We start from the raw sequence: 24,688 nt of genomic DNA, 5'->3' as shown, positions 1-24,688 counted from the left end.
ATACTGGAACCGCGACCGCGCGATCTTCTCCGAGAACGGCGTCCACATCAACGGCATCGAGAGCTTCTGGAGCTACGCAAAACGCCGCCACGCCAAGTTCAACGGGCTGCGCAGAACCAGCTTTCCGACCTTCCTCAAGGAAACCGAATTCCGCTTCAACAACCGCGAAAACAACCTCTACAAGATCCTGCTCAGATCCTGCTCAGATCCCGCAAAATGAAACCGCTCAGGACCTGAGCTGGAATTGACCCTTCGACCAAGATGAAGACCTAAGACGGCGCTTGCCTAGGTCAGCGCCGCCAGCACCCGCGCCCAGCTTCGCATGCCCTTGTGGAAGCTCTGAAGGTCGTATTTCTCGTTCGGCGAGTGGATCTGGTCGTCGTCGCGGCCAAAGCCGATCAGCATCGAATCCATGCCCAGCACGTCCTGGAAATGCCCGGCAATCGGGATCGAACCGCCGGAGCCGATGAAGGCGGCGGGTTTGCCCCATTCGGCGCCGAGTGCCTGGCGGGCGGCCTCGAAGGCGGGGGCGTCGGTGGGCATGTGCGAGGCGGGCGCTCCGTCGCCCATGGGAAATTCCGCCGTGACATCGCGCGGCAGGCGGGCGTTGACGTGGTCGACGAAGGCATGGTGGATCGCCTCGGGGTCCTGGGTGCCGACCAGGCGAAAGCTGACCTTGGCCGAGGCCTTTGCCGGCAGCACCGTCTTGAACCCGGCGCCGCCATAGCCGCCGGTGATGCCGTTGACCTCGGCGGTGGGGCGCGACCAGAGCTGTTCCAGCGGCGTGCGGTCCATCTCGCCCGCCGGCACCGACAAGCCGACATCGCCGAGAAACGCGGTGTGGTCGAAGGCGAGGTTCTGCCACTGGGCGCGGATCTCGTCGGGCAGTTCCGGGACGCCGTCGTAGAAGCCGGCAAGCGTCACCCGGCCCGCGTCGTCGTGCAGGTCGGCCAGGATGCGGGCAAGCACGTGGATCGGGTTGCGCGCCAGCCCGCCGAACATGCCCGAGTGCAGGTCCTTGGTGGCCGCCGTCAGCACCAGTTCCTCGCGCAGCATGCCGCGCAGTTGCGTGGTGATCGCGGGCACGCCGCCCGAAAACATGGTGGTGTCGCAGATCATCGCAAGGTCCGCGCCCAGTTCCTCGGCATTGGCCTTGAGGAACGGCACCAGCGAGGGCGAGCCGGATTCCTCTTCGCCCTCGAGCAGGATGGTGATCCGGCAGGGAAGCTGGCCATGCACCGCGACCCAGGCGCGCATCGCCTCGACGAAGGTCATCAGTTGCCCCTTGTCATCCGCCGCGCCGCGGCCCCGGATCACCCGGCCGCGCGGGCCGTCCTGCACCTCGGGTTCGAACGGCGGACGATCCCAGAGGTCGAGCGGGTCGACCGGCTGAACGTCGTAATGGCCGTAGAACAGCAGGTGCGGGCCGCCTTCGCCGCCATGCGCCACCACCATCGGGTGGCCGGGGGTGCGGCGTTTGGAGGCGTCAAAGCCGATCGAGGCGAGGTCGGCGACCATCCAGTCGGCGGCGGCGTCGCACTCGGCCCGGTAGGCCGGGTCGGTCGAGATCGAGGGGATGCGCAACAGCGCCATCAGCCGCTCCAGCGCCGCGTCGAGATCGCTGTCGAGGCGGTCGAGCACCTGTGAGAGCACGGGGTCGAGGGGGGCGTCGGTTTCGGGGGTATCGGTCATCGCGGGCTCCTGTCTGTCGGCGCAAAGCGTAGCATTCCCGTGAGTGCTGTCCAGACGGGGTGGCAGGGCCGGGCCGGAATCGCTAGTGTCGCGCCGAAATCGAAAGATGGAGTGGTTGATGCGAGCGATTCTGACGGCAACTTTGCTTGGACTGGGCACGATGGCGGGCGGCGCGCTGGCCGATCCGGTCGACACCGCGACCGCCCGGGCGATGCTGTTCGCGCCTTCGGGCATGATCTTCTACCCGGTCGAGCCGACCGGGCTGGAGGGGGATGCGATCGGCAAGGTCGAGGCGTTGCAGAACGGGCTGGCCGACCAGATGGCGAGCTTCGAGAAGGTCGGCTACGGCTATTACGGCGCGCTGGCGGTGCCGCAGGGGCTGGGCCTGACGCCGCAATCGCTGATCATGACGCAGGGCCTGCATTCGCCGACCGCGGCACAGGAAACCGTGCTCAAGGAGTGCAAGGAGGCGCATGGCGTCACCTGCACGGTGATCGGGCTGACCCTGCCGGCGGGCTACGAGCCACGCGACTTCAGCCTCAGCGCCGCCGCGACCGAAAGCTTTGTCGAGGCCGCCACGGACGGCGCCGCGCGGGTCGTGGCCTACAGCCCCTCGACCGCGGGCTCGGCGATGGTCAAGGGCTCGGGCGAGGCCGCCGAGGCGGCGGCGCTCAAGGCCTGCAACGAAGGCGCCGGCGGGGCCGCGGATTGCGAGATCGGCGTGGCCGACTGAACCGGCGGTGGTTTGATTCAGGTCAAGACGCAGGCTTGCGACAACCTGTATCACCATTTTTGAATGCGTCGGCGGGGCAATCGCGCTATAAAGCCCGTCGACACCAAGAGACTGCTGGAGGACCGCGCTTGACCTACGACGTTCAGTTGGATGCAGCGCTGGGGCGGCTGCATGACGAGGGGCGCTACCGCGTCTTCATCGACATCGAGCGGAAAAAGGGAAACTTCCCCCACGCGACCTGGCACAAGCCGGACGGCACCGAACGTCCGGTCACGATCTGGTGCGGCAACGACTACCTCGGGATGGGCCAGCACCCGACGGTTCTGGCGGCGATGCACGAGGCGATCGACGCCACCGGCGCAGGGTCCGGCGGCACCCGCAACATCTCCGGCACGACCGTGTATCACAAGGCGCTCGAGGCCGAACTGGCAGACCTGCACCGCAAGGAAGCGGCGCTGTTGTTCACCTCGGCCTATATCGCCAACGACGCGACGCTTTCGACCCTGCCGAAACTCTTTCCCGGGCTGATCATCTATTCCGACGCGCTCAACCACGCCTCGATGATCGAGGGCGTGCGCCGCAACGGCGGGCAGAAGCGGATCTTCCGGCACAACGATGTCGAGCATCTGCGCGCCCTGATGGCCGCCGACGACCCCAAGGCGCCGAAAGTCATTGCCTTCGAATCGGTCTACTCGATGGACGGCGATTTCGGCCCGATCGAGGCGATCTGCGACCTGGCCGACGAATTCGACGCGCTGACCTATATCGACGAGGTGCACGCGGTCGGCATGTATGGCCCGCGCGGCGCCGGCGTGGCCGAGCGTGACGGGCTGATGGGCCGGATCGACATCATCAACGCGACCCTGGCCAAGGCCTATGGCGTGATGGGCGGCTATATCGCCTCCAGCGCGAAAATGGTCGACGCGATAAGGTCTTACGCGCCGGGCTTCATCTTTACCACGTCGCTGGCCCCGGCGCTGGCGGCGGGGGCGGCGGCCAGCGTGCGCCACCTCAAGACCGACCAGGCGTTGCGCGACGCGCAGCAGACCCAGGCGAAGATCCTCAAGACCCGGCTCAAGGGGCTGGGCCTGCCGATCATCGACCACGGCAGCCACATCGTGCCGGTGATCGTGGGCGACCCGGTGCACACCAAGAAACTCAGCGACATGCTGCTCGAGGATTTCGGAATCTACGTGCAGCCGATCAACTTTCCGACCGTGCCGCGCGGCACCGAACGGCTGCGGTTCACGCCCTCGCCGGTGCATGGACCGAACGAAATGGACAAGCTGGTGCGGGCGCTGGACGAGCTCTGGTCGCACTGTGCGCTGAATCGTGCCGAGCTGTCTGCCTGACAGGTTGTGGCTGGGCAAAACCCCTTGATTCGTGCTAGAAAATGGCACAAACCGCCGGCAAGGGAGCACGCGTCGGCGCGGCAAAAGATATTCGCGGACGCATAACGGTAAGGGGCAGGCCATATGATCAGGCGTTGGGTTACGCCTCGGGTCACCGAAGAAGACCAGCCAACCGGCTTCGATTCCTTCGACCTTCGCCTCGGCGATGTGATGCGTGGCGAGAGGGCCACGCTGGGCAAGTCGCTGCTCGACGTGCAGCGCGAACTCAAGATCAAGGCCACCTATATTGCGGCGATCGAAAACGCCGACGCGACCGCGTTCGAGACCCCCGGTTTCATCGCCGGATACGTGCGTTCCTATGCCCGTTATCTCAAGATGGACCCGGATTGGTGTTTCCGCGTGTTCTGCGCCGAATCGGGTTTCGTGCCGATGCACGGGCTGGCGACGCTGGACCAGAGCAAGGCGGAGAAATCCAAGCCGGTGCATGAGGGCGACCCGCTGTCCAACCCCAATGCCTCGTTCGTGCCGCGCCGCACCCCGATTCTGGAGCGGATCGAACCGGCGGCGGTCGGGTCGGTCGTGGTGCTGATCGCGCTGGTCGGGGTCCTGGGCTATGGCGGCGTGTCGGTGCTCAAGGAAATCCAGAAGGTGCGCTTTACCCCGGTGGAAAAGGCCGTGGGCGTGATGGACGAAATGCCCGACCTCAGCGACGTCGGTGCGATGGCCGCGGATGCGGGCGAGGGCGCCGGGCTGGCCTCGCCGCCCTCTGCCGAGGCGCTCGACCGGCTCTATCGCCCGCAGGCGCTGGACGTGCCGGTGCTGATCGCGCGCGACGGGCCGATCTCGACCCTCGATCCGCGCGACGTGGGTGTGCTGGCCGGCGATCAGCAACGCCTTGCCGAAGGCGCCGTTGTCCCGGACCAACCCGCCCCCGGAGCCGTCACCGAAACCGAGGCCGCGCCGGTGCTGGCCGATGCGGGCGGCGTGCGGGTGTTCGGCCCCGACGCGCCCGAGGTGGCGATCTTCGCGGTGCGCCCGTCCTGGGTGCGGGTGCAGGCCGCCGACGGCTCGGTCATCCTCGAAAAGATCCTCGATGCCGGCGAGAAATACGTGCTGCCCAACCTGGAAGCGCCGCCGGTGCTGCGGTCGGGCAATGCCGGGTCGGTCTATTTCGCGGTCAACGGCACCGCCTATGGCCCGGCGGGCGAGGGGCCGTCGGTGGTCAAGAACATCGCCCTGTCGCCCGAGGCGCTGTCGGGCGCCTATGCCGTGGCCGATATCGAGGCCGACGCGGCGCTGGCCGATTTCATCGCGGTGGCCCAGGCCCAGCAGTAACGCCCCTTTGCCTTGTTCCTTCCGGGTGTCAGCGTTATCCAAGGCGCGGACGCGATGACGCGAGGTTTTCCATGACACACAACCCGATCCGGCCCTGGCGCGACATCGAGCGGCGCAAATCGCGCCAGATCATGGTTGGCAACGTGCCGGTGGGCGGCGGCGCCCCGATCGCGGTGCAGACCATGACCAACACCGATTCGTCGGACGTGGCCGCAACCCTGGCCCAGGTCGAGGCCGCCGCCGAGGCGGGCGCCGATATCGTGCGTGTCTCGACGCCGGATGCCGCCGCCACCCGCGCGCTGCGCGAGATCGTGCGCGAAAGCCCGGTGCCGATCGTGGCCGACATCCATTTCCACTACAAACGCGCCATCGAGGCCGCCGAGGCCGGTGCCGCCTGCCTGCGCATCAACCCCGGCAACATCGGGTCGCCCGAGCGGGTGCGCGAGGTGATCCAGGCGGCCAAGGACCACGGCTGTTCGATTCGCATCGGCGTGAACGCGGGATCGCTGGAAAAGCATCTGTTAGAGAAATATGGCGAACCTTGCCCCGAGGCGATGGTGGAAAGCGGGCTGGATCACATCCGCATCCTCGAGGACAACGATTTCCACGACTACAAGATCAGCGTGAAGGCGTCCGATGTGTTCCTGTCCGCCGCCGCCTACCAGGGCATCGCCGAGGCCACCGACGCGCCGATTCACCTTGGCATCACCGAGGCCGGCGGGCTGGTGTCGGGCACCATCAAGTCGGCCATCGGCCTGGGCAATCTGCTCTGGGCCGGGATCGGCGACACCATCCGCGTCAGCCTGTCGGCGGACCCGGTGGAAGAGGTCAAGGTGGGCTTCGAGATCCTCAAGTCGCTGGGCCTGCGCCATCGCGGCGTCAACATCATCTCGTGCCCGTCCTGCGCCCGGCAGGGCTTCGACGTGATCGGGACGGTGGCGGAGCTCGAGACGCGGCTGGCCCATATCCGCACGCCGATGAGCCTGTCGATCATCGGCTGCGTGGTGAACGGGCCGGGCGAGGCGCTGATGACCGATATCGGCTTTACCGGCGGCGGCGCCGGGTCGGGCATGGTCTACCTGGCGGGCAAGCAGGACCACAAGCAGGGCAACGACACGATGGTCGACCACATCGTCGAACTGGTCGAGAAACGCGCCGCCGAGATCGAGGCGGACGCGGCGGCGAAGGCGGCGGAATGAGAAACGCGCCCCGGATCAGGTCCGGGGCGCGGTCACTCCGGCGCAAGTAGCGATCACGAATAACTATTTCAGATCAACCGCTTCACCCCTGTTGTTCGCGCAATTCCTTAACAATCTGCTCCATTCCCGACAGGGGCACATAGCCGCGCACCATCTGGTCGCCCATCACGAAGGTCGGGGTGCCCGAGATCGCCATCCGCTGCGCCAGCGCGTGGTTTTCGGCGATGATCTCGTCGACGCGCGGGTCCGACAACCCGTCGAGGATCGCCTTGGCGTCCAGCCCAAGCTCGGTGGCAAGGCTGGTCAGCGATTGCTCGGTCACGTTGCCGCGCATCTCGTAAAGCGCGTCGTGCAGCATGGCGTAGGCCTCTTCGCCCGCGACGATCTGGGTGGCGATGGCGAAGCGCGACGCCATGAGGCTTTCCTCGCCCAGGATCGGGAACTCCTTGTAGATGATGCGGATATTGCCGTCGGCGGCCAGCAGGGCCTGCACCTCGGGGTGGGCCTTCTTGCAATAGCCGCACTTGTAATCGAAAAACTCGACGAAGGTGATGTCGCCCTCGGGGTTGCCGCCGACATGCGAATAGCCGTCGTTGAACAGCGCCTCGCGGTTGGTGGCCACCAGGGTCTGGTCGTTGGCCACCTGCGCGGCGGCGTCGCGCCGTTCCAGCACCGCGATCGCCTCCATCAGCACTTCGGGGTTTTCCAGAAGGTAGGCGCGGACCTCTTCGCGAAAGGCGCTGCGCTCATCCGCGCTCATCGTCTCGATGTCGAAGGCCAGCGCGGGGGTGGCGACAAGCCCGGCGGCGAAGGCCAGGGGCGCGAGGGCGGTGGTCAGGCGTCGGGTCATGGGGTCTCCGTTCATTCAGACTTGGCCGGTTGGATCGGGCTGAAGTCCACTTAGCCCCCGGTTCGCTCCGGCACAACCCGGGCCGCGGCGACCGGTCGCGCCTTGACCTTGGCGGCGGCGCAAGGCACCCCGGTCGCACCAGAGACTAGCGAGGTCACGATGCGCACATCAAGCCGCTCCGAAGTCGATCCCTTCATTGTGATGGACGTGATGGAGGCCGCGCGCGCCGCCGAAGAGGCGGGGCGCCACATCATCCACATGGAGGTCGGCCAGCCCGGCACGCCCGCCCCCGAAGGCGCGCGCCGCGCCTTGCAGGAGGCGATGGCGGCGGGGCCATTGGGCTATACCGTGGCGCTGGGCCTGCCGGAGCTGCGCGCCCGCATCGCGCGCCATTACGGCGAATGGCACGGCGTCGACCTCGACCCGGCCCGCGTGGTGATGACGCCCGGCTCGTCCGGGGCATTCATCCTGGGCTTCACGGCGCTGTTCGATTCGGGCGCGCGGGTGGGGCTGGGCGACCCCGGTTATCCCTCGTATCGCCAAATCCTGAGCGCGCTGGGGATGCAGCCGGTGGGCATCCAGACGGCGGCGGAAAACCGCTACCAGCCGGTGCCGGGCGACCTGCCGGAGGGGCTGGACGGGCTGATGCTGGCCAGCCCCGGCAACCCGACCGGCACGATGCTGGACCGCGATGCCCTGTCGGCGATGATCGAGGCGGCGCGGGAGCGGGATATTTCGCTGATCTCCGACGAGATCTACCACGGGCTGCATTACGACAGCCCGGCGGTTTCGGCGCTGGAACTGACCGATGAGGTCTATGTCATCAACTCGTTCTCGAAATACTACTCGATGACCGGCTGGCGCATCGGCTGGATGGTGGTGCCCGAGGATCATGTGCGGGTGATCGAGCGGCTGGCGCAGAACCTGTTCATCTGCCCGCCGCATGCCAGCCAGATCGCGGCGCTGGCGGCGATGGATTGCGAGGACGAGCTCGAGGCCAACCGCGCCGTCTATGCCGCCAACCGGGCGCTGATGCTGGACGGGTTGCCCAAGGCGGGGTTCGACCGGATCGCGCCGCCGGACGGGGCGTTCTATGTCTATGCCGATGTCTCGCACCTGACCGACGACAGCCGCGCCTTTGCCGCCGAGATCCTCGACAAGGCCGGCGTGGCGGTGACGCCGGGGCTGGATTTCGACCCGGTCCGCGGCGGCGGCACGCTGCGGTTTTCCTATGCCCGCGCCACCGCGGATATCGAGGAGGGGCTGGCGCGCCTCGCCACCTTCATGGCGGCGCGGGGCTAGGGCGCGGGGGCTGTTCAGGGCCGGGCGCGCACGGTAGTCTCGGCCGAAAAAAGGAGCGGGTCTTGCGCTGGTTTCCCCTCGTTCTCGCGCTGTCGGTCGCGCTGGCCATGATGCTGGCCGCACCAATGGCACAGGCCCAGCAGGGCTTTACCGCGCTGGCCCGGCTGACCGGCGACGGCGTCACGCTGACCGAGCGGCGCGGCCGCGTCGAGATCGGGCTCGAGATCACCCAGCCGGTGCCGTGGCGGGTGTTCACGCTGGACGATCCGGTGCGCGTGGTGGTCGATTTTTCTGAGCTTGACTGGGGCGCGACCGATGCGGGCGCGCTGGCCGAGGGGGTGATCCGCACCACCTCGATCGCCACCGGCGTCTATCGCCCGGGCTGGTCGCGGATGGTGATCGCGCTGGACCGCCCGATGGTGGTGGACGAGGCCGGGATGGAGACCACCGACAGCGGCGCGCGGGTGGCGATCCTGCTGCGTGACAGCGACGCCGAGACCTTCGCCGCCAGCGCCGGCGCCCCGGCCAGCGCGACCTTCGACATGGCCGCGACCGCGCCCGCGCCGCCGGAACCGCAGCCGGACGGGCCGCTGGTGGTGGTGCTCGACCCCGGCCACGGCGGCATCGATCCGGGGGCCGAGCGCGACGGGGTCGTCGAGGCCGACCTGATGCTGACCTTCGCGCGCGACCTCAAGGAGGTGCTGCTGCGCGCGGGCAATATCGACGTGGTGCTGACCCGCGAGGGCGACTATTTCGTGCCGCTCGAGGAGCGCGTGTCGATCGCGCGCCGGGCCGGGGCAGACGTGTTTCTGTCGCTGCATGCCGACGCGCTGGCCGAGGGGCGCGCGACCGGGGCCACGGTCTATACGCTGGCCGCCGATGCCTCTGACGTGGCCTCCGAAAAGCTGGCCGAACGCCATGACCGCGCCGACCTTCTGGCCGGGGTGGACCTGACCGAGGCCGACGACGCGGTGGCGCTGGTGCTGATGGACATGGCGCGCACCGAGACCGCGCCACGCACCGACCGGCTGGCCAACGCGCTGGTCGAGGGCATCCACGCGGCCACGCAATCGACGTACAAGACGCCCCGGATGGAGGCGGCGTTCTCGGTGCTGAAGGCGCCCGATATCCCGTCGGTGCTGATCGAACTGGGGTTTCTGTCGTCCGAGCGCGACCGCGAGAGGCTGACCGATCCCGACTGGCGCCGCGCCGCCGCCGAGGGCATCCGCGACGCGCTGCTCTACTGGGCGATCGAGGACGCGGCGGCGTCGGAGCGGCTGCGGCAGTAGGGGCTCAGTCGTCCTCGAGTGCCGCGACACCGGGCAGGGTCTTGCCTTCCATCCATTCGAGAAAGGCACCGCCGGCGGTCGAGACATAGGTGAAATCGTCGGCCACCCCGGCCTGGTTCAAGGCCGCCACCGTGTCGCCGCCCCCGGCCACCGAGGTCAGCGCGCCCTCCCGGGTGCGCTCGGCGGCATGGCGGGCGGCGGCGTTGGTGGCCTGGTCGAACGGCTCGATCTCGAAGGCGCCGAGGGGGCCGTTCCAGATCAGGGTGCGGGCGGTGTCGAAGGCCGCGTTGACCGCGGCCACGGTCTCGGGCCCGGCATCCAGGATCATCGCGTCGGGCGGGCAGGCGTCGGCGGCGACGGTTTCGGTCGCGGCGCCGGCCTTGAACTCGCGCGCCACCACCACGTCCGTCGGCAGGAGGATGGTGCAACCCGCCTCTTCGGCCTTGGCCATGATCTCGCGCGCGGTGTCGGCCATGTCGTGTTCGCACAGCGACTTGCCCACGTCGATGCCCTGGGCGGCAAGGAAGGTGTTGGCCATGCCGCCGCCGATCACCAGGGTGTCGACCCGGGTGACGAGGTTGCCCAGCAGGTCGAGCTTGGTCGAGACCTTGGCACCGCCGACCACCGCCACCACCGGGCGCACCGGATCGCCCAGGGCGGTTTCCAGCGCCGACAGCTCGGCCTGCATCGACCGCCCCGCGGCGGACGGCAGAAGCCGCGCGATGCCCTCGGTCGAGCCATGCGCGCGGTGCGCGGCGGAAAAGGCGTCGTTGACATAGACATCGCCAAGCGCGGCGAGGGCGGCGGCGAAACTGGGCTCGTTGGCCTGCTCGCCGGGGTTGAAACGGGTGTTCTCCAGCAGCAGCACCTCGCCATCCTTGAGACCGGCCACCGCCTCTTTCGCCGGGCCGCCGATGCAGGCGGAGGCGAACTTGACCGGTTGTCCAAGGGCGGCCTCGAGCGCCGGCACGACCGGCTTCAGCGACATCTCCGGCACCACCTTGCCCTTGGGCCGGCCGAAATGCGCCATCAGCACCGGCTTGCCCCCGGCGGCGAGGATATCGCGGATGGTCGGCACGATCCGCTCGATCCGGGTGGTGTCGGTCACCTTGCCGTCGCCGTCCACCGGCACGTTGATGTCGACCCGGGTCAGCACGACCTTGCCGTCCAGTTCCAAGTCGTCGAGTGTCTTCCACGCCATACCATTACCTCCGAGGGTGCCGCACCAAGTCTTGCCGGAAACCTAACCCGGTCAATGCGGCAAAGCGAACCCCTTTTCCTTTTGCGCGCGCGCGCATAGGTTCGCGCCGAACATGGAACCCGAAAGGAGCGCCTGATGGCCGAGATCAAAGACCCCGAAAACACCGTGCTGATCGAACTCAAGCACGGCACCGTGACGATCGAGCTTCTGCCCGACGTGGCACCGGCGCATTCGGCGCGGATGAAGGAACTGGCCCGCGCCGGGCAATATGACGGGGTGGTGTTTCATCGCGTGATCGACGGCTTCATGGCCCAGACCGGCGACGTGGCCCACGGCAAGGACGCCGCCAACCTGCGCATGGCGGGCACCGGCGGGTCGGACCTGCCGGACCTGCCGGCGGAGTTCTCGAAACTGCCGCATGACCGGGGCACGCTGGGGGCGGCGCGCTCGCAGAACCCGAACTCGGCCAACAGCCAGTTCTTCATCAACTTCTCCGACAACCATTTCCTCAACGGGCAATACACCGTCTATGGCCGGGTGATCTCGGGCATGGAGCATGTCGACAAGATCACCCGGGGCGAGCCGCCGGCGAACCCGGACGCGATGATCTCGGTCAAGGTGGCTGCGGATGTCTAGGACGACGCTGATCGCCTGGGGGCTGTTCCTCGCGGGCGTCGCCCTTGTGGCGGTGTATTATTTCACCGTGGTGGGGGCGAAACCCGAGGTCGTGACCGAGGCGCCGGGGCAGTCGGGCGGGCCGCAGATCGAGATCACCGTGGCGGGCGAGGCCAACGGCAAGGTGGTGATCGAGCTGTTCGACACGCTGGCCCCGCAACATGCCGAACGCCTGCTGACACTGGCGCGTGAGGGGGCCTATGACGGGGTGGTGTTTCACCGCGTGATCGACGGCTTCATGGCCCAGACGGGTGACGTGGAACATGGCCGAAAGGGCGACGACCTGCGGCTTGCGGGCACCGGGGCGTCGGAGCTGCCGAACCTGCCTGCCGAGTTCTCGAACGAGCCGTTCGTGGCCGGCGTGGTGGGCATGGCCCGATCGCAGAGCCCCGATTCGGCCAACAGCCAGTTCTTCATCATGTTCGACGACGCCAATCACCTGAACGGGCAATACACCGTGGTCGGGCGGGTGATCGAGGGCATGGACGTGGTCAACGCGATCAAGCGCGGCGAAGGCCGCAACGGCGCGGTGATCGGCGCGCCGGACGTGATGCAAAGCGTGCGCGTGATCGAGTAACGCGCGCGCAAAGCCGCGTGAACGGGGCTGGGCCGCGCGGCGCCCTTCGGCCAGACTGACACGGTCAGCCGGGGGCGCCATGCGGGTCTTGATCGTTGCACTAGCCATCGCACTGGGACTGGTCGCGCAGGATCTGCGCGCCGACCCGGCGTTCTGGCAAAACGAGTTTCCGAGAACCGATTTCAGCCGCAGCCTGGTCGCGGACTGGAGCGAGGTGCGCGATGGTGGCCCGGGGCGCGACGGCATCCCGGCGCTGACCGACCCGGACTTCGTGCCGGTGGCCGACAAGCAGGGCCTGGGCGCGCGCGAGCCGGTGGTGGTGCTGGCGCTGGAGGGCGCGCCGGCGCGGGCCTATCCGCTGCGCTACCTAACCTGGCACGAGATCGTCAACGATACCGTGGCGGGCGTGCCGGTGGCGGTCACCTTCTGCCCGCTGTGCAACTCGGCCCCGGTGTTCGACCGGCGGCTGGACGGCGCGGTTCTGACCTTCGGCGTCACCGGCAAGCTCAGGCATTCGGACATGGTGATGTATGACCGCGAGACCGAAAGCTGGTGGCAGCAGGCGCTGGGCCAGGGGATCGTGGGCGTCCATGCCGGGGCCGAGCTTGTGCAATTGCCAAGCTGGGTGGAAAGCTGGGCCGATTTTTCCGGCCACTATCCCGACGGGCTGGTGATGGCCGAGCCGGAGTTCCACCGCAGCTATGGCCGCAACCCCTATGTCGGCTATGACAGCCGCGACCGGCCCTACGGGTTTTTCACCGGCGAGATGCCGCCCGAGGGCATCGCCGCCCTGTCGCGGGTGGTGCGGGTCGGGGTGCGCGGCTGGCCTCTGCCGCGGCTGGCGGCGCAAGGCGTGATCCGCGAGGCCGGGCTGGTGATCACGTGGCGCGCGGGCTCCGCCTCGGCGCTCGACACCGCGCGGATCGCCGCGGGCCGCGACATCGGCGCGATCCGGGTGACGGACGATCAGGGCCGCGACGTGCCGCATGACGTGATGTTCGCCTTCGCCTTCGACGCGCTGGTCGAGGGCGGCATCTGGATGACCGGCGACTGACGCCTCACGGCGGCCCGGCTCCGGTCTGGGCCAGAAGCAGGATCAGGACGAAGAGGCCGACGGCTTCGGCCAGGGGTGCGGGGACAGGTTTCATGCCCCCAGCCTGACCGCAATTTCCTGAGATTTCGTGAACCCGACCGCCCGGATTCGAAACAATCTGTTTCCGATTTTGTCGTGGTTTTTTCATCCAATTAACGCGGCTTGACCAACAAATCGCCCTGTTTCACCGCGATTGTGCCGTGGTCAGATACAGAGAATAGCCATGCTTGACTGGACCTACATGATGTTTTTCACCCTGTTCGCGACCGTGTTCGCGATGTCGGTAGGGCTGTTCGAATTCAGCGCCGCCGAGGGTGCGGACGACGAAGACGACGGGCCGGAGTTCGAGCCGGACCAATACACCGACATCGTGATGGGCACGCCCGAGGACGACGCCATGAGCGCGCAGACCTACGAGGCGGACCTGGCCTATATGCTGGCCGAGGGCAGCGACACGCTGGTGGCCACGTCGGGCGACGACTACGCCGACGGCGGCGCGGGCAACGATCTGCTGATCCTGTCGCATGGCGCGGATATCGGCCTGGGCGGCGCGGGCGACGACACACTGAGGGGCGGCGAGGGCGACGACATGTTGTATGGCCAGCACGGCGACGACGAGATCTATGGCGATGGCGGCGACGACACGCTGTTCGGCGGCTCGGGTGACGATGTGCTCGATGGCGGCGCGGGCGACGACGTGCTGGAGGGCGGATCGGGCGACGACAGGCTCGACGGCGGCGAGGGCGACGACTGGCTCGACGGGGGCGCGGGCGCGGATGTGCTTGACGGTGGCGATGGCGACGACGTGCTGATCCTGGGCGCGGGCGATCTGGCCACGGGCGGCGAGGGGGCCGACGAGTTCCACGTCTATGACATCGACAGCCCCGATGCCTCGCCCGCCGAAGTGACCGATTTCGAGCCGCGCACCGACGCGATTCACGTGCTCTATGTCGCCAATACCGACCCCGACACCGGCGAGGTGGAGGTGCCCGAGATCGGCGTGAGCTTCGACGACGAGGCGGACGAGACCGTGGTCACGCTGAACGGCCACGCGGTCGCGACGCTGGCGGGCGACGCGGGCATCACCGCCGACGACGTGGTGCTGACCCCGATCCACTGAGACGGCCGCAGAGATGAAAAAAAAGGCGGGCCACGCGGCCCGCCTTTCGTGTTTCGATGACGCCCGTTTACGACTTGGCGAGGTTGCGCAGCACGTAGTGCAGCACGCCGCCGTTCTCGACGTATTCCTTCTCGACCGCGGTATCGATGCGGCACTTCAGCGTGATGTCCTTCGTGCTGCCATCGGCATAGGTGATGGTGCAGGGGACCTCGGACATCGGCTTGAGGTCGCCTTCAAGGCCGTGGATCGACACCGTTTCCTCGCCGGTCAGGCCCAGCGTCTTGCGGGTGTCGCCGCCGGTGAACTCGAACGGGATCACGCCCATGCCGACGAGGTTGGAGCGGTGGATGCGTTCGAAGCTCTCGGCGATGACCGCCTTGATGCCCAACAGGTTGGTGCCCTTGGCCGCCCAGTCGCGCGACGATCCGGCGCCGTATTGTTCGCCGCCGAACACCACCAGCGGCACGCCGGCCTCCTGATAGGCCATCGCCGCGTCGAAGATCGCCATCTGGGTTCCGTCCGGCCCCTTGGTATAGCCACCCTCGACCCCGTCCAGCATCTCGTTCTTGATGCGGATGTTGGCGAAGGTGCCGCGCATCATCACCTCGTGGTTGCCGCGCCGCGAGCCGTAGGAGTTGAAGTCGCGCAGCGCCACCTGGTGATCGGACAGGTATTTGCCGGCGGGGGTGTCGGCCTTGAACGAACCGGCGGGCGAGATGTGGTCGGTGGTGATCATGTCGCCCAGCACCGCCAGCACCCGCGCGCCCTCGATGTTCTCGATGCTGCCGGCCTCGGGTTTCATGCCGCGGAAATAGGGCGGGTTCTGGATATAGGTCGAGGTCGGCGGCCAGTCGTAGGTTTCGCCGCCCGAGACGCTGACGCCCTGCCATTTGTCGTCGCCCTTGAACACGTCGGCGTATTTCGACTGGAACGCCTCGCGGGTGACGGTCCGTTCGACCAGCGCGTTGATCTCTTCGCTGGTCGGCCAGAGGTCTTTCAGGAACACGTCGTTGCCGTCCTTGTCCTGGCCCAGCGGCTGGGTGGCGATGTCGACGTTCATGTCGCCGACCAGCGCATAGGCCACCACCAGCGGCGGGCTGGCGAGGTAGTTGGCGCGCACGTCGGGGCTGATGCGGCCCTCGAAGTTGCGGTTGCCCGACAGCACCGAGACGCCGATCAGGTCATAGTCGTTGATCGCCTTGGAGATCGCCGGCTCCAGCGGGCCGGAGTTGCCGATGCAGGTGGTGCAGCCGTAGCCCACGAGGTTGAAGCCGATGGCGTCGAGATCTTCCTGCAGGCCCGCCGCCTCGAGGTATTCGCTGACCACCTGCGAGCCGGGGGCGAGGCTGGTCTTGACCCAGGGCTTGCGGGTCAGTCCGCGCTCGCGCGCCTTGCGCGCCACCAGGCCCGCGCCGATCATCACATAGGGGTTCGAGGTGTTGGTGCAGGAGGTGATCGAGGCGATCACGATCGAGCCGTCATGCAACTGGTAGGGGTCGGCGCCGTTCACGCTGGCGACAAAGCCGCGCCGGTGATGCCCGGCGTCGCCCGGAATCTCGCGCGGCGCGGGCTGGCCGCCTTCGCTTTCCCAGCGGTCCTTCTGCTTTTCGTTGGCCTTCTTGCCCTCGCGCTCGCCCTTGACATAGGCGCAGAACGCGCTCGCCGCCTTGTCCAGCGCGATGTAGTCCTGCGGGCGCTTCGGGCCCGAGATCGCCGGAACGATGGTGGACATGTCCAGCGTCAGCGTGTCGGTATAGATCGGGTCGTAATCCGCCCCGCGCCACATGCCGTTTTCCCGCGCATAGGCTTCGACCAGCGCCACGCGGTCCTCGTCGCGGCCGGTGTTGCGCAGGTAGCGCAGGGTCTCGTTGTCGATCGGGAAGAAGCCGCAGGTGGCGCCGTATTCCGGGGCCATGTTGGCGATGGTGGCACGGTCGGCCAGCGGCAGCGTGTCCAGCCCGTCGCCGTAGAACTCGACGAACTTGCCGACCACGCCCTTGGCGCGCAGCATCTTGACCACCTTCAGCACCAGGTCGGTGCCGGTGGTGCCCTCGACCATCTTGCCGGTCAGCTTGAAGCCCACGACCTCGGGGATCAGCATGGAAATCGGCTGGCCCAGCATCGCGGCCTCGGCCTCGATCCCGCCGACGCCCCAGCCCAGCACGGCGGCGCCGTTGACCATGGTGGTGTGGCTGTCGGTGCCGACCAGCGTGTCGGGGTAGGCCACGGTTTCACCGTTCTGGTCGGTGTCGGTCCAGACCGTCTGCGACAGGTATTCGAGGTTGACCTGGTGGCAGATGCCGGTGCCCGGCGGCACCACGCGGAAGTTCTCGAACGCGGTCTGGCCCCACTTGAGGAACTGGTAGCGCTCCATGTTGCGCTCGTATTCGCGGTCGACGTTCATCTGGAAGGCGCGCGGGTTGCCGAACTCGTCGATCATCACCGAGTGGTCGATGACCAGATCGACCGGCACCAGCGGGTTGATCTTCTTGGCTTCCCCGCCAAGCGCCTTGATGCCGTCGCGCATCGCGGCCAGGTCGACCACGGCGGGAACGCCGGTGAAGTCCTGCATCAGCACGCGGGCCGGGCGATAGGCGATCTCGCGCGGGTTCTTGCCGCCCTGCTTGGCCCAGTCGGCGAACGCCTTGATGTCGTCGACCGAAACGGTAAAGCCGCCGTCCTCGAAGCGCAGCATGTTCTCCAGCACCACCTTGAGCGCGGCCGGAAGGCGCGAGAAATCGCCAAGCCCGGCGGCCTCGGCGGCGGGGATCGAGTAATAGGCGACGGACGCGCCGCCCGAGGTAAGCGTCTTGCGGGTTTTTGCGGTGTCCTGTCCGACGACGATGGGCATGGAGATCCTCCTGACGTGGCGTTGAGAATGGCGTTCGGGGCCCGTTTGCCTCAACCCGTGGTTCGGATCAAGGGGGCTGCGCGGTTTATGTATACCATTGTGCACAGAACTTCAATGCGTCCCGGCAAGGCGGTATCGCAGACGTGAGCCGCCCGCGCCGCCCGCGCCCTTTGGGCAACGCTCACGCCCTCTCGCAAAACCTTGATTGGCCGGGCGGGGCCGGCTGGGCTAGGTAGGATGTCGAACGTGCGACACTCGATCACGGGACACAAGCGGGACAAATGCGGATATTCACACTCGCCCTGGCGATGGCCTTTGCGCTGTTGATGAGCACACCGGCACGCGCCGGCGACGGGCATCTCGTGGTGGTCGAGCTCTACACCTCGCAGGGCTGTTCCTCGTGCCCGCCGGTGGATGCTTTGCTGGCCGAACTGGCCACGCGCGACGACGTGCTGCCGTTGGCGCTGCACGTGGATTACTGGGATTATATCGGCTGGGCCGACACCTTCGGCCGGCCCGCCCACACCGCGCGCCAGAAGGCCTATGTGCGGGTTGCCGGCGGCGGTCATGTCTATACGCCGCAGATGGTGGTGGGCGGGGTCGAGCACCTGGTGGGCTACAAGCCGATGAAGCTGGCCGACCTGCTGGTCAAACACCGCGCCGCGATGGGCGAGGTCGAACTGAGCGCGGTGGCCGAGGGCAACATGCTGCGCATCACCGCCGGGCCGCGCGACGGGGCGGTGCTGCCGGACCGGATCATGATCGACATCGTCGGCTATACCCCCGAGGCCAAGGTCGCCATTTCCCACGGCGAGAACGCCGGCCAGACCATCACCTATGCCAACATCGTGACCTCGTGGGAACATGCCGGGCGCTGGAACGGGCAGGGCCGGGTCGAACTCAGCGCGCCGATGCCCGACGCGCCGCGCGCCGCGGTGATCGTGCAGGTCGAAGGCCCGCGCCGGGTGCTGGCGGCGGCTAAGGTGCGCTGAGCCTGCGCGCATCGCGGGTTTCGCGGTGCCAGACGTAAAGGCCGGCGGCCACGATGATGCCCGCACCGACATAGGTCGGGCCATCCGGGTATTCGCCGAAGAACAGCGCCCCCCAGAGCGCCGCGAAGATCAGCCCGACATAGGAGAACGGCGCCACCGCCGAGGCCTCGGCCAGCATCAGCGCGCGGATCACCAGGATCTGCCCCAGCGCCCCCAGCGCGCCGACCGCCAGCATCAGGAAAACCCCGAACCCATCGGGCCGCTGCCACACCGGCACCACCGCCACCGACAGCACCGCCGTGCCCAGAAGGGCGGCATAGAACAGCGATGTCATCGGATCTTCGCGGCGCCCGACCTTGCGCGTGGCCAGCGCGAACCCGGCATAGAAGAACGCGGCGATCAGCGGCAGGACGGCGGCGGGCGAGAACACCTCGCTGCCGGGCCGGATCACGATCAGCGCGCCGATCAGGGCGGCAAGGATGCCCATCGCCCGGCGCAACCCGAAGCGTTCGCCCAAAAACACCGCCGCCCCCAGCGTGATCAGCAGCGGGTTCAGGTTCATGATCGCGGTCGCCTCGGCCAGCCCCATAAGGCTGATGGCCAGAAAGAAGCACGAGCTTGCGGCCAGCAGGAACAGCGAGCGCAGGCCCTGAAGCCAGGGGTGCCGGGTGCGTGCGACCGTGGCCAGGCGCGGTGCGACGATCACCAGCACGATCGCGGTCTGCCCGGCATAGCGCGCCCAGAGCACCTGGATCACCGGCAATTGCTGCGACAGCCCCTTGGCGGCGCTGTCCATCACCGCCATCGTCAGGATCGCGACCAAATAAAGGCCGATCCCCGCCGCGGCAGGCGACAGGGCCGAGAAGCGTCCCGGCTTGGGTGTGGGGGCGATGGGCAACGACATTCCCGGACCCTATGGGGCGGGAATGCGGAAGGCAATCGCGCCCGCTAGCCTGCCAGCGTCACCAGCGCGTGCCGCTTGCGCCCCGCCGACAGCTTGATCGGCTGGTCCAGATCGGCGGCGGTGATCATCAGGCCCGGATCGGTCAGATCGGCGTCGTTCAGCTTCGCGCCCTTGTCGGCAATGAGGCGCTTGGCCTCCTTGCCCGATTGCGTCAGCCCCGAGCGCACGATCAGTTGCACCACCGAAATGCCCTCGCCAACCTCCTCCGCCGTCAGCTCAAGCGTCGGCAGATCGTCCCCGATGCCGCCCTTCTCGAACACTTCGCGCGCCGTCGCCTCGGCATCCTCGGCCGCCGCGCGGCCATGCAAAAGCGCCGTGACCTCATTGGCCAGAACCACCTTGGCGGCGTTGATTTCGGCGCCCTCGGCAGCGCCCAGCCGCTCGCACTCCTCCAGCGGCAGTTCGGTATAGAGCTTGAGGAACCGGCCCACATCCGCATCGGTGGTGTTGCGCCAGAACTGCCAGAATTCATAGGGCGACAGCATGTCGGCATTCAGCCACACCGCGCCGCCCGCCGACTTGCCCATCTTGCGCCCGTCCGACGTGGTCAGCAGCGGCGAGGTCAGCCCGTAGATCTCCTGGTCCAGCACCCGGCGCGTCAGGTCGATGCCGTTGACGATGTTGCCCCACTGGTCCGAGCCGCCCATCTGCAACAGGCAACCATAACGGCGGTTCAACTCGAGGAAGTCGTAGGCTTGCAGGATCATGTAGTTGAATTCGAGGAAACTCAGGCTCTGCTCGCGATCCAGCCGCGATTTCACGCTCTCGAACGACAGCATCCGGTTCACGGAAAAGTGCCGCCCGATGTCGCGCAGGAAATCGAGGTAATTGAGGTCGTCCAGCCATTCCGAATTGTCCAGCATGATCGCGTCGGTCGGCCCGTCGCCATAGCTGAGATACTTGGCGAACACCTGCTTCATCCCGGCGATGTTCTCTTCGATCTGCTCGGGGCCAAGCAGCGGGCGTTCGTCCGAGCGGAACGAGGGATCGCCCACCTTGGTGGTGCCGCCGCCCATCAGGGTGATCGGCTTGTGGCCGGTCTTTTGCAGCCAGCGCAGCATCATGATGTTCAGAAGATGCCCGACATGCAGCGATTTCGCGGTCGCGTCATAGCCGATATAGGCCGGCACCACGCCTCTGGACAACGCCTCGTCCAGCCCCTGGTAATCGGTGCAATCGGCAAGATAGCCGCGCTCGATCATCACGCGCATGAAATCCGATTTCGGGTGGTAGGTCATGGTATAAGGGTCCAGTCTTGTGTCGGGCCTTCTATATCGGCGGCAATCGGGAAGGAAAAGCCATGTTGAAACCACGGCGCGGGGCGGGGGCAGGGCAGCGGGCCGGGTCCGGCCCGGTCTGGGCGCTGGGGGCGGTGGCCGGGGCGCGCGGGGTCACGGCGGCGATGCTTTTGACCGATGGCGCGCGCATCCTCGAGTTCGGCGAGATGGCGCAGCGCACCTATTCCCCGACGGCCCGCGCCGCGCTGGACGCGGCCCGCGGCTGCTGGCCCGATGCGCCCGAGGTCGAAGCCGCCGCGCGCCATGTCGAGGCGGCGGTGGCCGAGGCGCTGCGGCCCTTTCCCGAGACCGAGGTGATCGGGTTCCAGGGCCCGGTGCTGGCGCATGACCCCGGCGGGCGCGGGCGCCACCTGGCCGGGGACGGGGGCCGCATCGCATCCGCGCTGTCCCGGCCCGTGGCCTGGGATTTCCACAGCTCCGACGCAGCACTGGGCGGGGCCGGTGCGCCGCTGGGCGCCTTCTTTCACTTCGCGCTGGGCAAATGGCTGGGGGCCGATGCGCCGTTCGCGCTGGTCAGCTTCGGCGACATGGCCAGCCTGACCTGGATCGACCCGCGCCAGCCCGCGCCGGAAACCCCCGGCGCGCTTCTGGCCTTCGAGACCGGCCCAGGCCCGGATCACGGCCCGGACGCGGGAACGCCCGACACGGCGCTGGTCGAAACCCTGCTGGAGCTTGGCCATTTTGCCCGGATGCCGCCGAAAACCCTGCCCGCGCAGGAGCTTGCCCAAATCGAGGCGGCGCTGGAGGGTCTGACCCCGCCCGACGCCGCCGCGACCCGAAGCGCGCTGGCCGTCGCCGCCGTGGCGCGCGGGTTGGAGCATTGCCCGACCCGGCCCGCGCGCCTGTTGATCGCGGGCGGCGGGCGGCAGGGCACGGCGCTGGCGCAGAACCTTGCCGCCGCCACCGGCCTGGCGGTCGAGGCGCTGGACAGCGACGGTGCCGGGATCGAGGCGCAGGCGATGGCCTATCTCGCCATGCGCACGCTGCATGGCCTGCCCACCTCCTGCCCGGCCACCACCGGCGTGGCCGCTGCGGTCGGCGGCGGGCTGATCTCAAGCCCCTGATCCGTCTTTGCCCGGGAAATACCTAGGCCAAAGCCCGCGCCAGCGCGCAGAAATGCTCGAGGTCGACCTGTTCGGCGCGGCTGGTCGGGTCGATTCCCACCGATGTCAGCACGCCGCCGATATCCGGGTGCAGCCCCTTGAGCGAGGCGCGCAGCATCTTGCGGCGCTGCTGAAAGGCGGTGGCGGTCAGGTTTTGCAGCACGCCCGCATCGGCCTCGAATCGCGGCGCGGGCAGGGCGGTCAGATGCACCACCGCCGAGCGCACCTTGGGCGGCGGGGTGAAGGCCTCGGGCGGCAGTTCCATCATCACCTTGGCATCGCAACGCCACTGGGCCAGGATCGCCAGCCGTCCATAGGCCTTGGACCCCGGCTTCGCCACGATGCGCTGGGCGACTTCCTTTTGAAACATCAAGGTCAGGCTTTGCCAGAACGGCGGCCAGTCACCGGGCGTCAGCCAGCGCACCAGAAGCTCGGTTCCGATGTTGTAGGGCAGGTTGGCCACCACCCGGATCGGCGGCGTCAGATGCGCCAGCGTGTCAAGCGTCAGCGCGTCGGCGTTGATCACCTCGAGCCTGCCGGGATAGGCGGCGGCGATCTCGGCCAGCGGCGCCATGGCGCGGCTGTCCTTCTCGACCGCCAGCACCCGGCGCGCGCCCTCAGCGAGCAGCCCGCGCGTCAGCCCGCCGGGGCCGGGGCCGACCTCGAGCACGTCGCATTGGCTCAGATCCCCCGCCTGCCGGGCAATGCGCGCGGTCAGGTTCAGGTCCAGCAGGAAGTTCTGCCCCAGCGCCTTTTTCGCCACCAGCCCATGCGTCCGAATCACCTCGCCCAAGGGCGGCAGGTCGTCGATGGCGCTCATCCCGCCAGGTCCCGGGCCATGCGAAGCGCCGCGATCAGCGAGGCGGGATCGGCGATGCCTTGCCCGGCGATGTCGAAGGCGGTGCCGTGATCGGGCGAGGTGCGGGTAAAGCCCAGCCCAAGCGTCACGTTGACCCCGCCCGCGAAATCCAGCGTCTTGATCGGGATCAGCGCCTGGTCGTGATACATGCAGATCGCCACGTCATAGCCCGCCCGCGCGCCCGCATGAAACATGGTGTCGGCGGCCAGGGGGCCCGCGATCCGCATCCCCTCGGCGCGCAGATCGTCCAGCAGCGGCGCGATCACTTCGATCTCCTCACGCCCCATCGCGCCGCCCTCGCCGGCATGGGGGTTCAGCCCCGCCACCGCGATGCGCGGATCGGGCAGGCCCATGTCGGACAGCGCCTTGTGGGTGATGCGGATGGTCGCCTCCAGCCCGGCGCGGGTCAGGTGCCGGGGCACCTCCGACAGCGGAATGTGGATGGTCGCGGGCACCACGCGGAGCGCGTCGCAGGCCAGCATCATCACCACCTCGGGCACACCGGCCAGATGGGCGAGAAACTCGGTATGGCCGGGAAAGGCGAAATCCGCGCCGTCCTTCAGCGCCTTCTTGTGGATCGGATTGGTGGTCAGCGCCGCCGCGCGGCCCGTCTGCACCAGCTCGACCCCCTCGCGGATCGCGGCCACCACGTGCGGCGCATGGACCGGGTTGGCCACGCCGGGAACACGCGGCGCGCCGAAGTCGCGCGCCAGCACCGGCAGGCCCTGCGCCATCGCGGCCACCGCCGCCTCGGGCCGGTCGATCAGAACCGTGGGCGTGCCGCCTGGCAGGTGCGACGGATCGCCGATCAGGAAAAAGGCAAGCTCGCCCTTCAGCGCGGCCCAGGCCTGTGCGGCGATCTCCGGCCCGATCCCCGCCGGTTCCCCGGCGGACAGCGCGATCGGGCCCGCACCGGGGCGGTCGGGCATCAGTTGCCGATGATCTCGAGCGCCGCGTTGGCGCGCAGTTCCTCGAGGAACTGTTGCGACATCGAGCCGATCCGGCGGTTGCGCAACTGCTCGGCCACCATCTCCTTGGTCAGCGAGCGCGGCAATTCGTTGCCCCGGTTGCACAGCATCACCACGGCGAAGCTGCCCGAGGGGGTCACGGTGCTGCCGACCTCGAACCGGTCCAGCCCGTCGATCGTGGCGCGGTAGGCGGCGGGCACCTGGCTTTCGGCCACTTCCTCGCGGACAAGCTGTTCGGGCGGCAGGGCGCGGGCGATCGGATAGAGATCGTCGCAGCTTGTCACCCGCTCGCGGATGCTCTGCACCTCGGCCAGGTTGGCCTCGGAACGACCGCCGGGCAGCAGCAGCGCGGCATAGTCGATCATCGTCGCCGGGGTGCCGCCGGCAACCTCTTCGCGGTCGCGCACGAAATAGAGCCGCAGCGCATCGTCGCTTTCGATGATCCGGCTGGTCTGCCCGACTTGCAGCCCGCGCACCGCCGCGCCCACTTCGGGCGGCAGGGCGGTCACGTCGGCCCAGGTCATCCGGCCACCGTTGTTCCGCGAGGGACCGGCGGAGAACCGTTTGGCGGCGTCCTCGAAGGCCTCTTCGTCCAGCCCGGTCAGCCGCGCCGCGCGCGCCTGCGAGGCCTTGCGCGTGGCCGGGTCGCCGGCCGGCAGCACGATCTCGGACAGAAGCACCCGGATGCCCGGGTCGGCCTCGGCCCGCGCCATCGCCTCTTCGATCTCGGCGTTCGAGATCGAGACCCGCGGCAGGAACACCTCGCGGCTGTATTCGCGCCAGATCACGCCGGCGCGCACGAAATCGCGGAAGGTCTCGGCGGCCACGCCGGCCTGAGCCAGGAATTGCAGCATCTGTTCGCCGTCCAGCCCGCCGCGCTGGGCAAACTCGTCCATCCCCGCGGTCACGGCCTCGTCCTCGACCTCGATCCCGGCGATCCCGGCTTCGCGCAGTTGCAGGCGTTCGTTCAGAAGCTGGTCCATCGCCAGCGCGCGCACGTCGCCGGGCGCGCCCAGAAGCCTGAGAAAGGCGGTGCGCTGGGCCAGTTCGTAGGATGTCACGACCTCGCCGTCGATCCGCGCCACCGGGGCGAACTGCCCCTGCGCCGGGGCCGAAACGCCCAGCGCCGCCAGCGCCAGTGCCGCGCCAGCCAGGCTGCGCCGCGCCAGCCGGCGGATCGCCGTGACAGCGGAACCTCGGTTGGTGCCGCGTTTAGTGCCGCCTCGGAGTGCCAT

Annotated in this window: 21 protein-coding genes and 1 pseudogene; 13 read left to right on the top strand and 9 right to left on the bottom strand. The window is 68.1% G+C overall.

The annotated features are described in order from the left end of the window. Positions 1 to 220: pseudogene (locus FVF75_RS08890) on the top strand (hypothetical protein); the annotation flags it as partial. A gap of 65 nt (positions 221 to 285) precedes the next feature. Here the strand turns inward: FVF75_RS08890 and FVF75_RS08885 are convergent. Beyond that, complete coding sequence (locus FVF75_RS08885) at positions 286 to 1,692, bottom strand: M20/M25/M40 family metallo-hydrolase (protein WP_148377616.1); 1,407 nt, start codon at positions 1,690 to 1,692, stop codon at positions 286 to 288. A gap of 118 nt (positions 1,693 to 1,810) precedes the next feature. Between FVF75_RS08885 and FVF75_RS08880 the strand changes: the two genes are divergently transcribed. From FVF75_RS08880 to ispG, 4 genes are all read left to right on the top strand, one after another. Next, the gene (locus FVF75_RS08880) at positions 1,811 to 2,425 is read left to right on the top strand and encodes a hypothetical protein (protein ID WP_148377615.1); all 615 of its coding nucleotides are present in this window, start codon (positions 1,811 to 1,813) and stop codon (positions 2,423 to 2,425) included. Positions 2,426 to 2,553: 128 nt separating this feature from the next. Further along, a complete protein-coding gene (gene hemA / locus FVF75_RS08875) occupies positions 2,554 to 3,777 on the top strand; it encodes a 5-aminolevulinate synthase (protein ID WP_148377614.1) in 1,224 nt (407 codons plus the stop codon). 123 nt (positions 3,778 to 3,900) lie between these two features. Next, the gene (locus FVF75_RS08870; RefSeq protein ID WP_148377613.1) at positions 3,901 to 5,112 is read left to right on the top strand and encodes a helix-turn-helix domain-containing protein; all 1,212 of its coding nucleotides are present in this window, start codon (positions 3,901 to 3,903) and stop codon (positions 5,110 to 5,112) included. Between the two features lie 71 nt (positions 5,113 to 5,183). Beyond that, positions 5,184 to 6,311: a flavodoxin-dependent (E)-4-hydroxy-3-methylbut-2-enyl-diphosphate synthase gene (gene ispG, locus FVF75_RS08865; RefSeq protein WP_148377612.1), complete on the top strand. Its 1,128-nt coding sequence runs from the start codon at positions 5,184 to 5,186 to the stop codon at positions 6,309 to 6,311. A gap of 82 nt (positions 6,312 to 6,393) precedes the next feature. On the opposite strand, the gene FVF75_RS08860 is transcribed toward ispG, so the two are convergent. Further along, the gene (locus FVF75_RS08860) at positions 6,394 to 7,161 is read right to left on the bottom strand and encodes a DsbA family protein (RefSeq protein WP_148377611.1); all 768 of its coding nucleotides are present in this window, start codon (positions 7,159 to 7,161) and stop codon (positions 6,394 to 6,396) included. 159 nt (positions 7,162 to 7,320) lie between these two features. On the opposite strand from FVF75_RS08860, the gene FVF75_RS08855 reads away from it, so the two are divergent. Then, positions 7,321 to 8,463: a pyridoxal phosphate-dependent aminotransferase gene (locus FVF75_RS08855; RefSeq protein ID WP_148377610.1), complete on the top strand. Its 1,143-nt coding sequence runs from the start codon at positions 7,321 to 7,323 to the stop codon at positions 8,461 to 8,463. Positions 8,464 to 8,525: 62 nt separating this feature from the next. Continuing rightward, positions 8,526 to 9,752, top strand: coding sequence for an N-acetylmuramoyl-L-alanine amidase (locus FVF75_RS08850; protein WP_342779802.1), 1,227 nt, complete (start codon positions 8,526 to 8,528; stop codon positions 9,750 to 9,752). A 4-nt stretch (positions 9,753 to 9,756) separates the two neighbouring features. Here FVF75_RS08850 and FVF75_RS08845 read toward each other — a convergent pair whose 3' ends face one another. Further along, positions 9,757 to 10,953 (bottom strand): phosphoglycerate kinase, encoded by a 1,197-nt coding sequence (locus FVF75_RS08845; protein WP_148377609.1) that lies wholly within the window; start codon positions 10,951 to 10,953, stop codon positions 9,757 to 9,759. A 135-nt stretch (positions 10,954 to 11,088) separates the two neighbouring features. On the opposite strand from FVF75_RS08845, the gene FVF75_RS08840 reads away from it, so the two are divergent. From FVF75_RS08840 to FVF75_RS08825, 4 genes are all read left to right on the top strand, one after another. After that, on the top strand, positions 11,089 to 11,589 hold the full coding sequence (locus FVF75_RS08840) for a peptidylprolyl isomerase (RefSeq protein WP_148377608.1): 501 nt from the start codon (positions 11,089 to 11,091) through the stop codon (positions 11,587 to 11,589). Beyond that, positions 11,582 to 12,205 (top strand): peptidylprolyl isomerase, encoded by a 624-nt coding sequence (locus tag FVF75_RS08835; RefSeq protein WP_148377607.1) that lies wholly within the window; start codon positions 11,582 to 11,584, stop codon positions 12,203 to 12,205. The genes FVF75_RS08840 and FVF75_RS08835 overlap by 8 nt, the downstream gene beginning before the upstream one ends. A gap of 79 nt (positions 12,206 to 12,284) precedes the next feature. After that, positions 12,285 to 13,259: a DUF3179 domain-containing protein gene (locus FVF75_RS08830; protein WP_148377606.1), complete on the top strand. Its 975-nt coding sequence runs from the start codon at positions 12,285 to 12,287 to the stop codon at positions 13,257 to 13,259. 262 nt (positions 13,260 to 13,521) lie between these two features. Next, positions 13,522 to 14,418, top strand: a complete 897-nt coding sequence (locus FVF75_RS08825) for a calcium-binding protein (RefSeq protein ID WP_148377605.1) — start codon at positions 13,522 to 13,524, stop codon at positions 14,416 to 14,418. Positions 14,419 to 14,485: 67 nt separating this feature from the next. Here the strand turns inward: FVF75_RS08825 and acnA are convergent, their stop codons facing one another. Further along, a complete protein-coding gene (acnA, locus tag FVF75_RS08820) occupies positions 14,486 to 17,269 on the bottom strand; it encodes an aconitate hydratase AcnA (RefSeq protein ID WP_148377604.1) in 2,784 nt (927 codons plus the stop codon). 281 nt (positions 17,270 to 17,550) lie between these two features. On the opposite strand from acnA, the gene FVF75_RS08815 reads away from it, so the two are divergent. Next, complete coding sequence (locus FVF75_RS08815) at positions 17,551 to 18,261, top strand: DUF1223 domain-containing protein (protein WP_148377603.1); 711 nt, start codon at positions 17,551 to 17,553, stop codon at positions 18,259 to 18,261. On the opposite strand, the gene FVF75_RS08810 is transcribed toward FVF75_RS08815, so the two are convergent. Both FVF75_RS08810 and tyrS read right to left on the bottom strand, forming a co-directional pair. Then, positions 18,248 to 19,165, bottom strand: coding sequence for a DMT family transporter (locus tag FVF75_RS08810; protein WP_148377602.1), 918 nt, complete (start codon positions 19,163 to 19,165; stop codon positions 18,248 to 18,250). The genes FVF75_RS08815 and FVF75_RS08810 overlap by 14 nt on opposite strands. 44 nt (positions 19,166 to 19,209) lie before the next feature. Beyond that, entirely contained in the window at positions 19,210 to 20,463 is a 1,254-nt protein-coding gene (gene tyrS / locus FVF75_RS08805) for a tyrosine--tRNA ligase (protein ID WP_148377601.1), read from the bottom strand. Positions 20,464 to 20,525: 62 nt separating this feature from the next. Here tyrS and FVF75_RS08800 point away from each other — a divergent pair, with 62 nt between their 5' ends. Further along, positions 20,526 to 21,587: an anhydro-N-acetylmuramic acid kinase gene (locus FVF75_RS08800; RefSeq protein WP_148377600.1), complete on the top strand. Its 1,062-nt coding sequence runs from the start codon at positions 20,526 to 20,528 to the stop codon at positions 21,585 to 21,587. A 22-nt stretch (positions 21,588 to 21,609) separates the two neighbouring features. Here the strand turns inward: FVF75_RS08800 and rsmA are convergent, their stop codons facing one another. Genes rsmA through FVF75_RS08785 form a run of 3 tightly spaced genes read right to left on the bottom strand, consistent with a single transcriptional unit; the run spans position 21,610 to position 24,688 of the window. Continuing rightward, positions 21,610 to 22,446 carry a 16S rRNA (adenine(1518)-N(6)/adenine(1519)-N(6))-dimethyltransferase RsmA gene (gene rsmA, locus FVF75_RS08795; RefSeq protein WP_148377599.1) on the bottom strand — a complete coding sequence of 279 codons (837 nt, stop codon included), beginning with the start codon at positions 22,444 to 22,446 and terminating at the stop codon, positions 21,610 to 21,612. Continuing rightward, positions 22,443 to 23,414, bottom strand: coding sequence for a 4-hydroxythreonine-4-phosphate dehydrogenase PdxA (gene pdxA, locus FVF75_RS08790; protein WP_148377598.1), 972 nt, complete (start codon positions 23,412 to 23,414; stop codon positions 22,443 to 22,445). The genes rsmA and pdxA overlap by 4 nt, the downstream gene beginning before the upstream one ends. Beyond that, positions 23,414 to 24,688, bottom strand: coding sequence for a peptidylprolyl isomerase (locus tag FVF75_RS08785; protein WP_187393025.1), 1,275 nt, complete (start codon positions 24,686 to 24,688; stop codon positions 23,414 to 23,416). Before FVF75_RS08785 ends, pdxA begins: the two co-directional genes overlap by 1 nt.

Source organism: Maritimibacter fusiformis, assembly GCF_008086115.1.
GTDB classification, from domain to species: domain Bacteria; phylum Pseudomonadota; class Alphaproteobacteria; order Rhodobacterales; family Rhodobacteraceae; genus Muriiphilus; species Muriiphilus fusiformis.
This window is presented reverse-complemented; position numbering and strand designations above follow the sequence as displayed.

Excerpts from the sequence above, each read along its gene's own strand:
- FVF75_RS08810 (WP_148377602.1), bottom strand. The coding sequence starts at position 19,165 with ATGTCGTTGCCCATCGCCCCCACACCCAAGCCGGGACGCTTCTCGGCC.
- FVF75_RS08880 (WP_148377615.1), top strand. The coding sequence starts at position 1,811 with ATGCGAGCGATTCTGACGGCAACTTTGCTTGGACTGGGCACGATGGCG.
- FVF75_RS08840 (WP_148377608.1), top strand. The coding sequence starts at position 11,089 with ATGGCCGAGATCAAAGACCCCGAAAACACCGTGCTGATCGAACTCAAG.
- FVF75_RS08830 (WP_148377606.1), top strand. The coding sequence starts at position 12,285 with ATGCGGGTCTTGATCGTTGCACTAGCCATCGCACTGGGACTGGTCGCG.
- acnA (WP_148377604.1), bottom strand. The coding sequence starts at position 17,269 with ATGCCCATCGTCGTCGGACAGGACACCGCAAAAACCCGCAAGACGCTT.
- FVF75_RS08785 (WP_187393025.1), bottom strand. The coding sequence starts at position 24,688 with ATGGCACTCCGAGGCGGCACTAAACGCGGCACCAACCGAGGTTCCGCT.
- FVF75_RS08885 (WP_148377616.1), bottom strand. The coding sequence starts at position 1,692 with ATGACCGATACCCCCGAAACCGACGCCCCCCTCGACCCCGTGCTCTCA.
- FVF75_RS08825 (WP_148377605.1), top strand. The coding sequence starts at position 13,522 with ATGCTTGACTGGACCTACATGATGTTTTTCACCCTGTTCGCGACCGTG.
- FVF75_RS08860 (WP_148377611.1), bottom strand. The coding sequence starts at position 7,161 with ATGACCCGACGCCTGACCACCGCCCTCGCGCCCCTGGCCTTCGCCGCC.
- FVF75_RS08815 (WP_148377603.1), top strand. The coding sequence starts at position 17,551 with ATGCGGATATTCACACTCGCCCTGGCGATGGCCTTTGCGCTGTTGATG.
- ispG (WP_148377612.1), top strand. The coding sequence starts at position 5,184 with ATGACACACAACCCGATCCGGCCCTGGCGCGACATCGAGCGGCGCAAA.
- pdxA (WP_148377598.1), bottom strand. The coding sequence starts at position 23,414 with ATGCCCGACCGCCCCGGTGCGGGCCCGATCGCGCTGTCCGCCGGGGAA.
- FVF75_RS08870 (WP_148377613.1), top strand. The coding sequence starts at position 3,901 with ATGATCAGGCGTTGGGTTACGCCTCGGGTCACCGAAGAAGACCAGCCA.
- FVF75_RS08855 (WP_148377610.1), top strand. The coding sequence starts at position 7,321 with ATGCGCACATCAAGCCGCTCCGAAGTCGATCCCTTCATTGTGATGGAC.
- FVF75_RS08800 (WP_148377600.1), top strand. The coding sequence starts at position 20,526 with ATGTTGAAACCACGGCGCGGGGCGGGGGCAGGGCAGCGGGCCGGGTCC.
- FVF75_RS08845 (WP_148377609.1), bottom strand. The coding sequence starts at position 10,953 with ATGGCGTGGAAGACACTCGACGACTTGGAACTGGACGGCAAGGTCGTG.
- FVF75_RS08835 (WP_148377607.1), top strand. The coding sequence starts at position 11,582 with ATGTCTAGGACGACGCTGATCGCCTGGGGGCTGTTCCTCGCGGGCGTC.
- rsmA (WP_148377599.1), bottom strand. The coding sequence starts at position 22,446 with ATGAGCGCCATCGACGACCTGCCGCCCTTGGGCGAGGTGATTCGGACG.
- tyrS (WP_148377601.1), bottom strand. The coding sequence starts at position 20,463 with ATGACCTACCACCCGAAATCGGATTTCATGCGCGTGATGATCGAGCGC.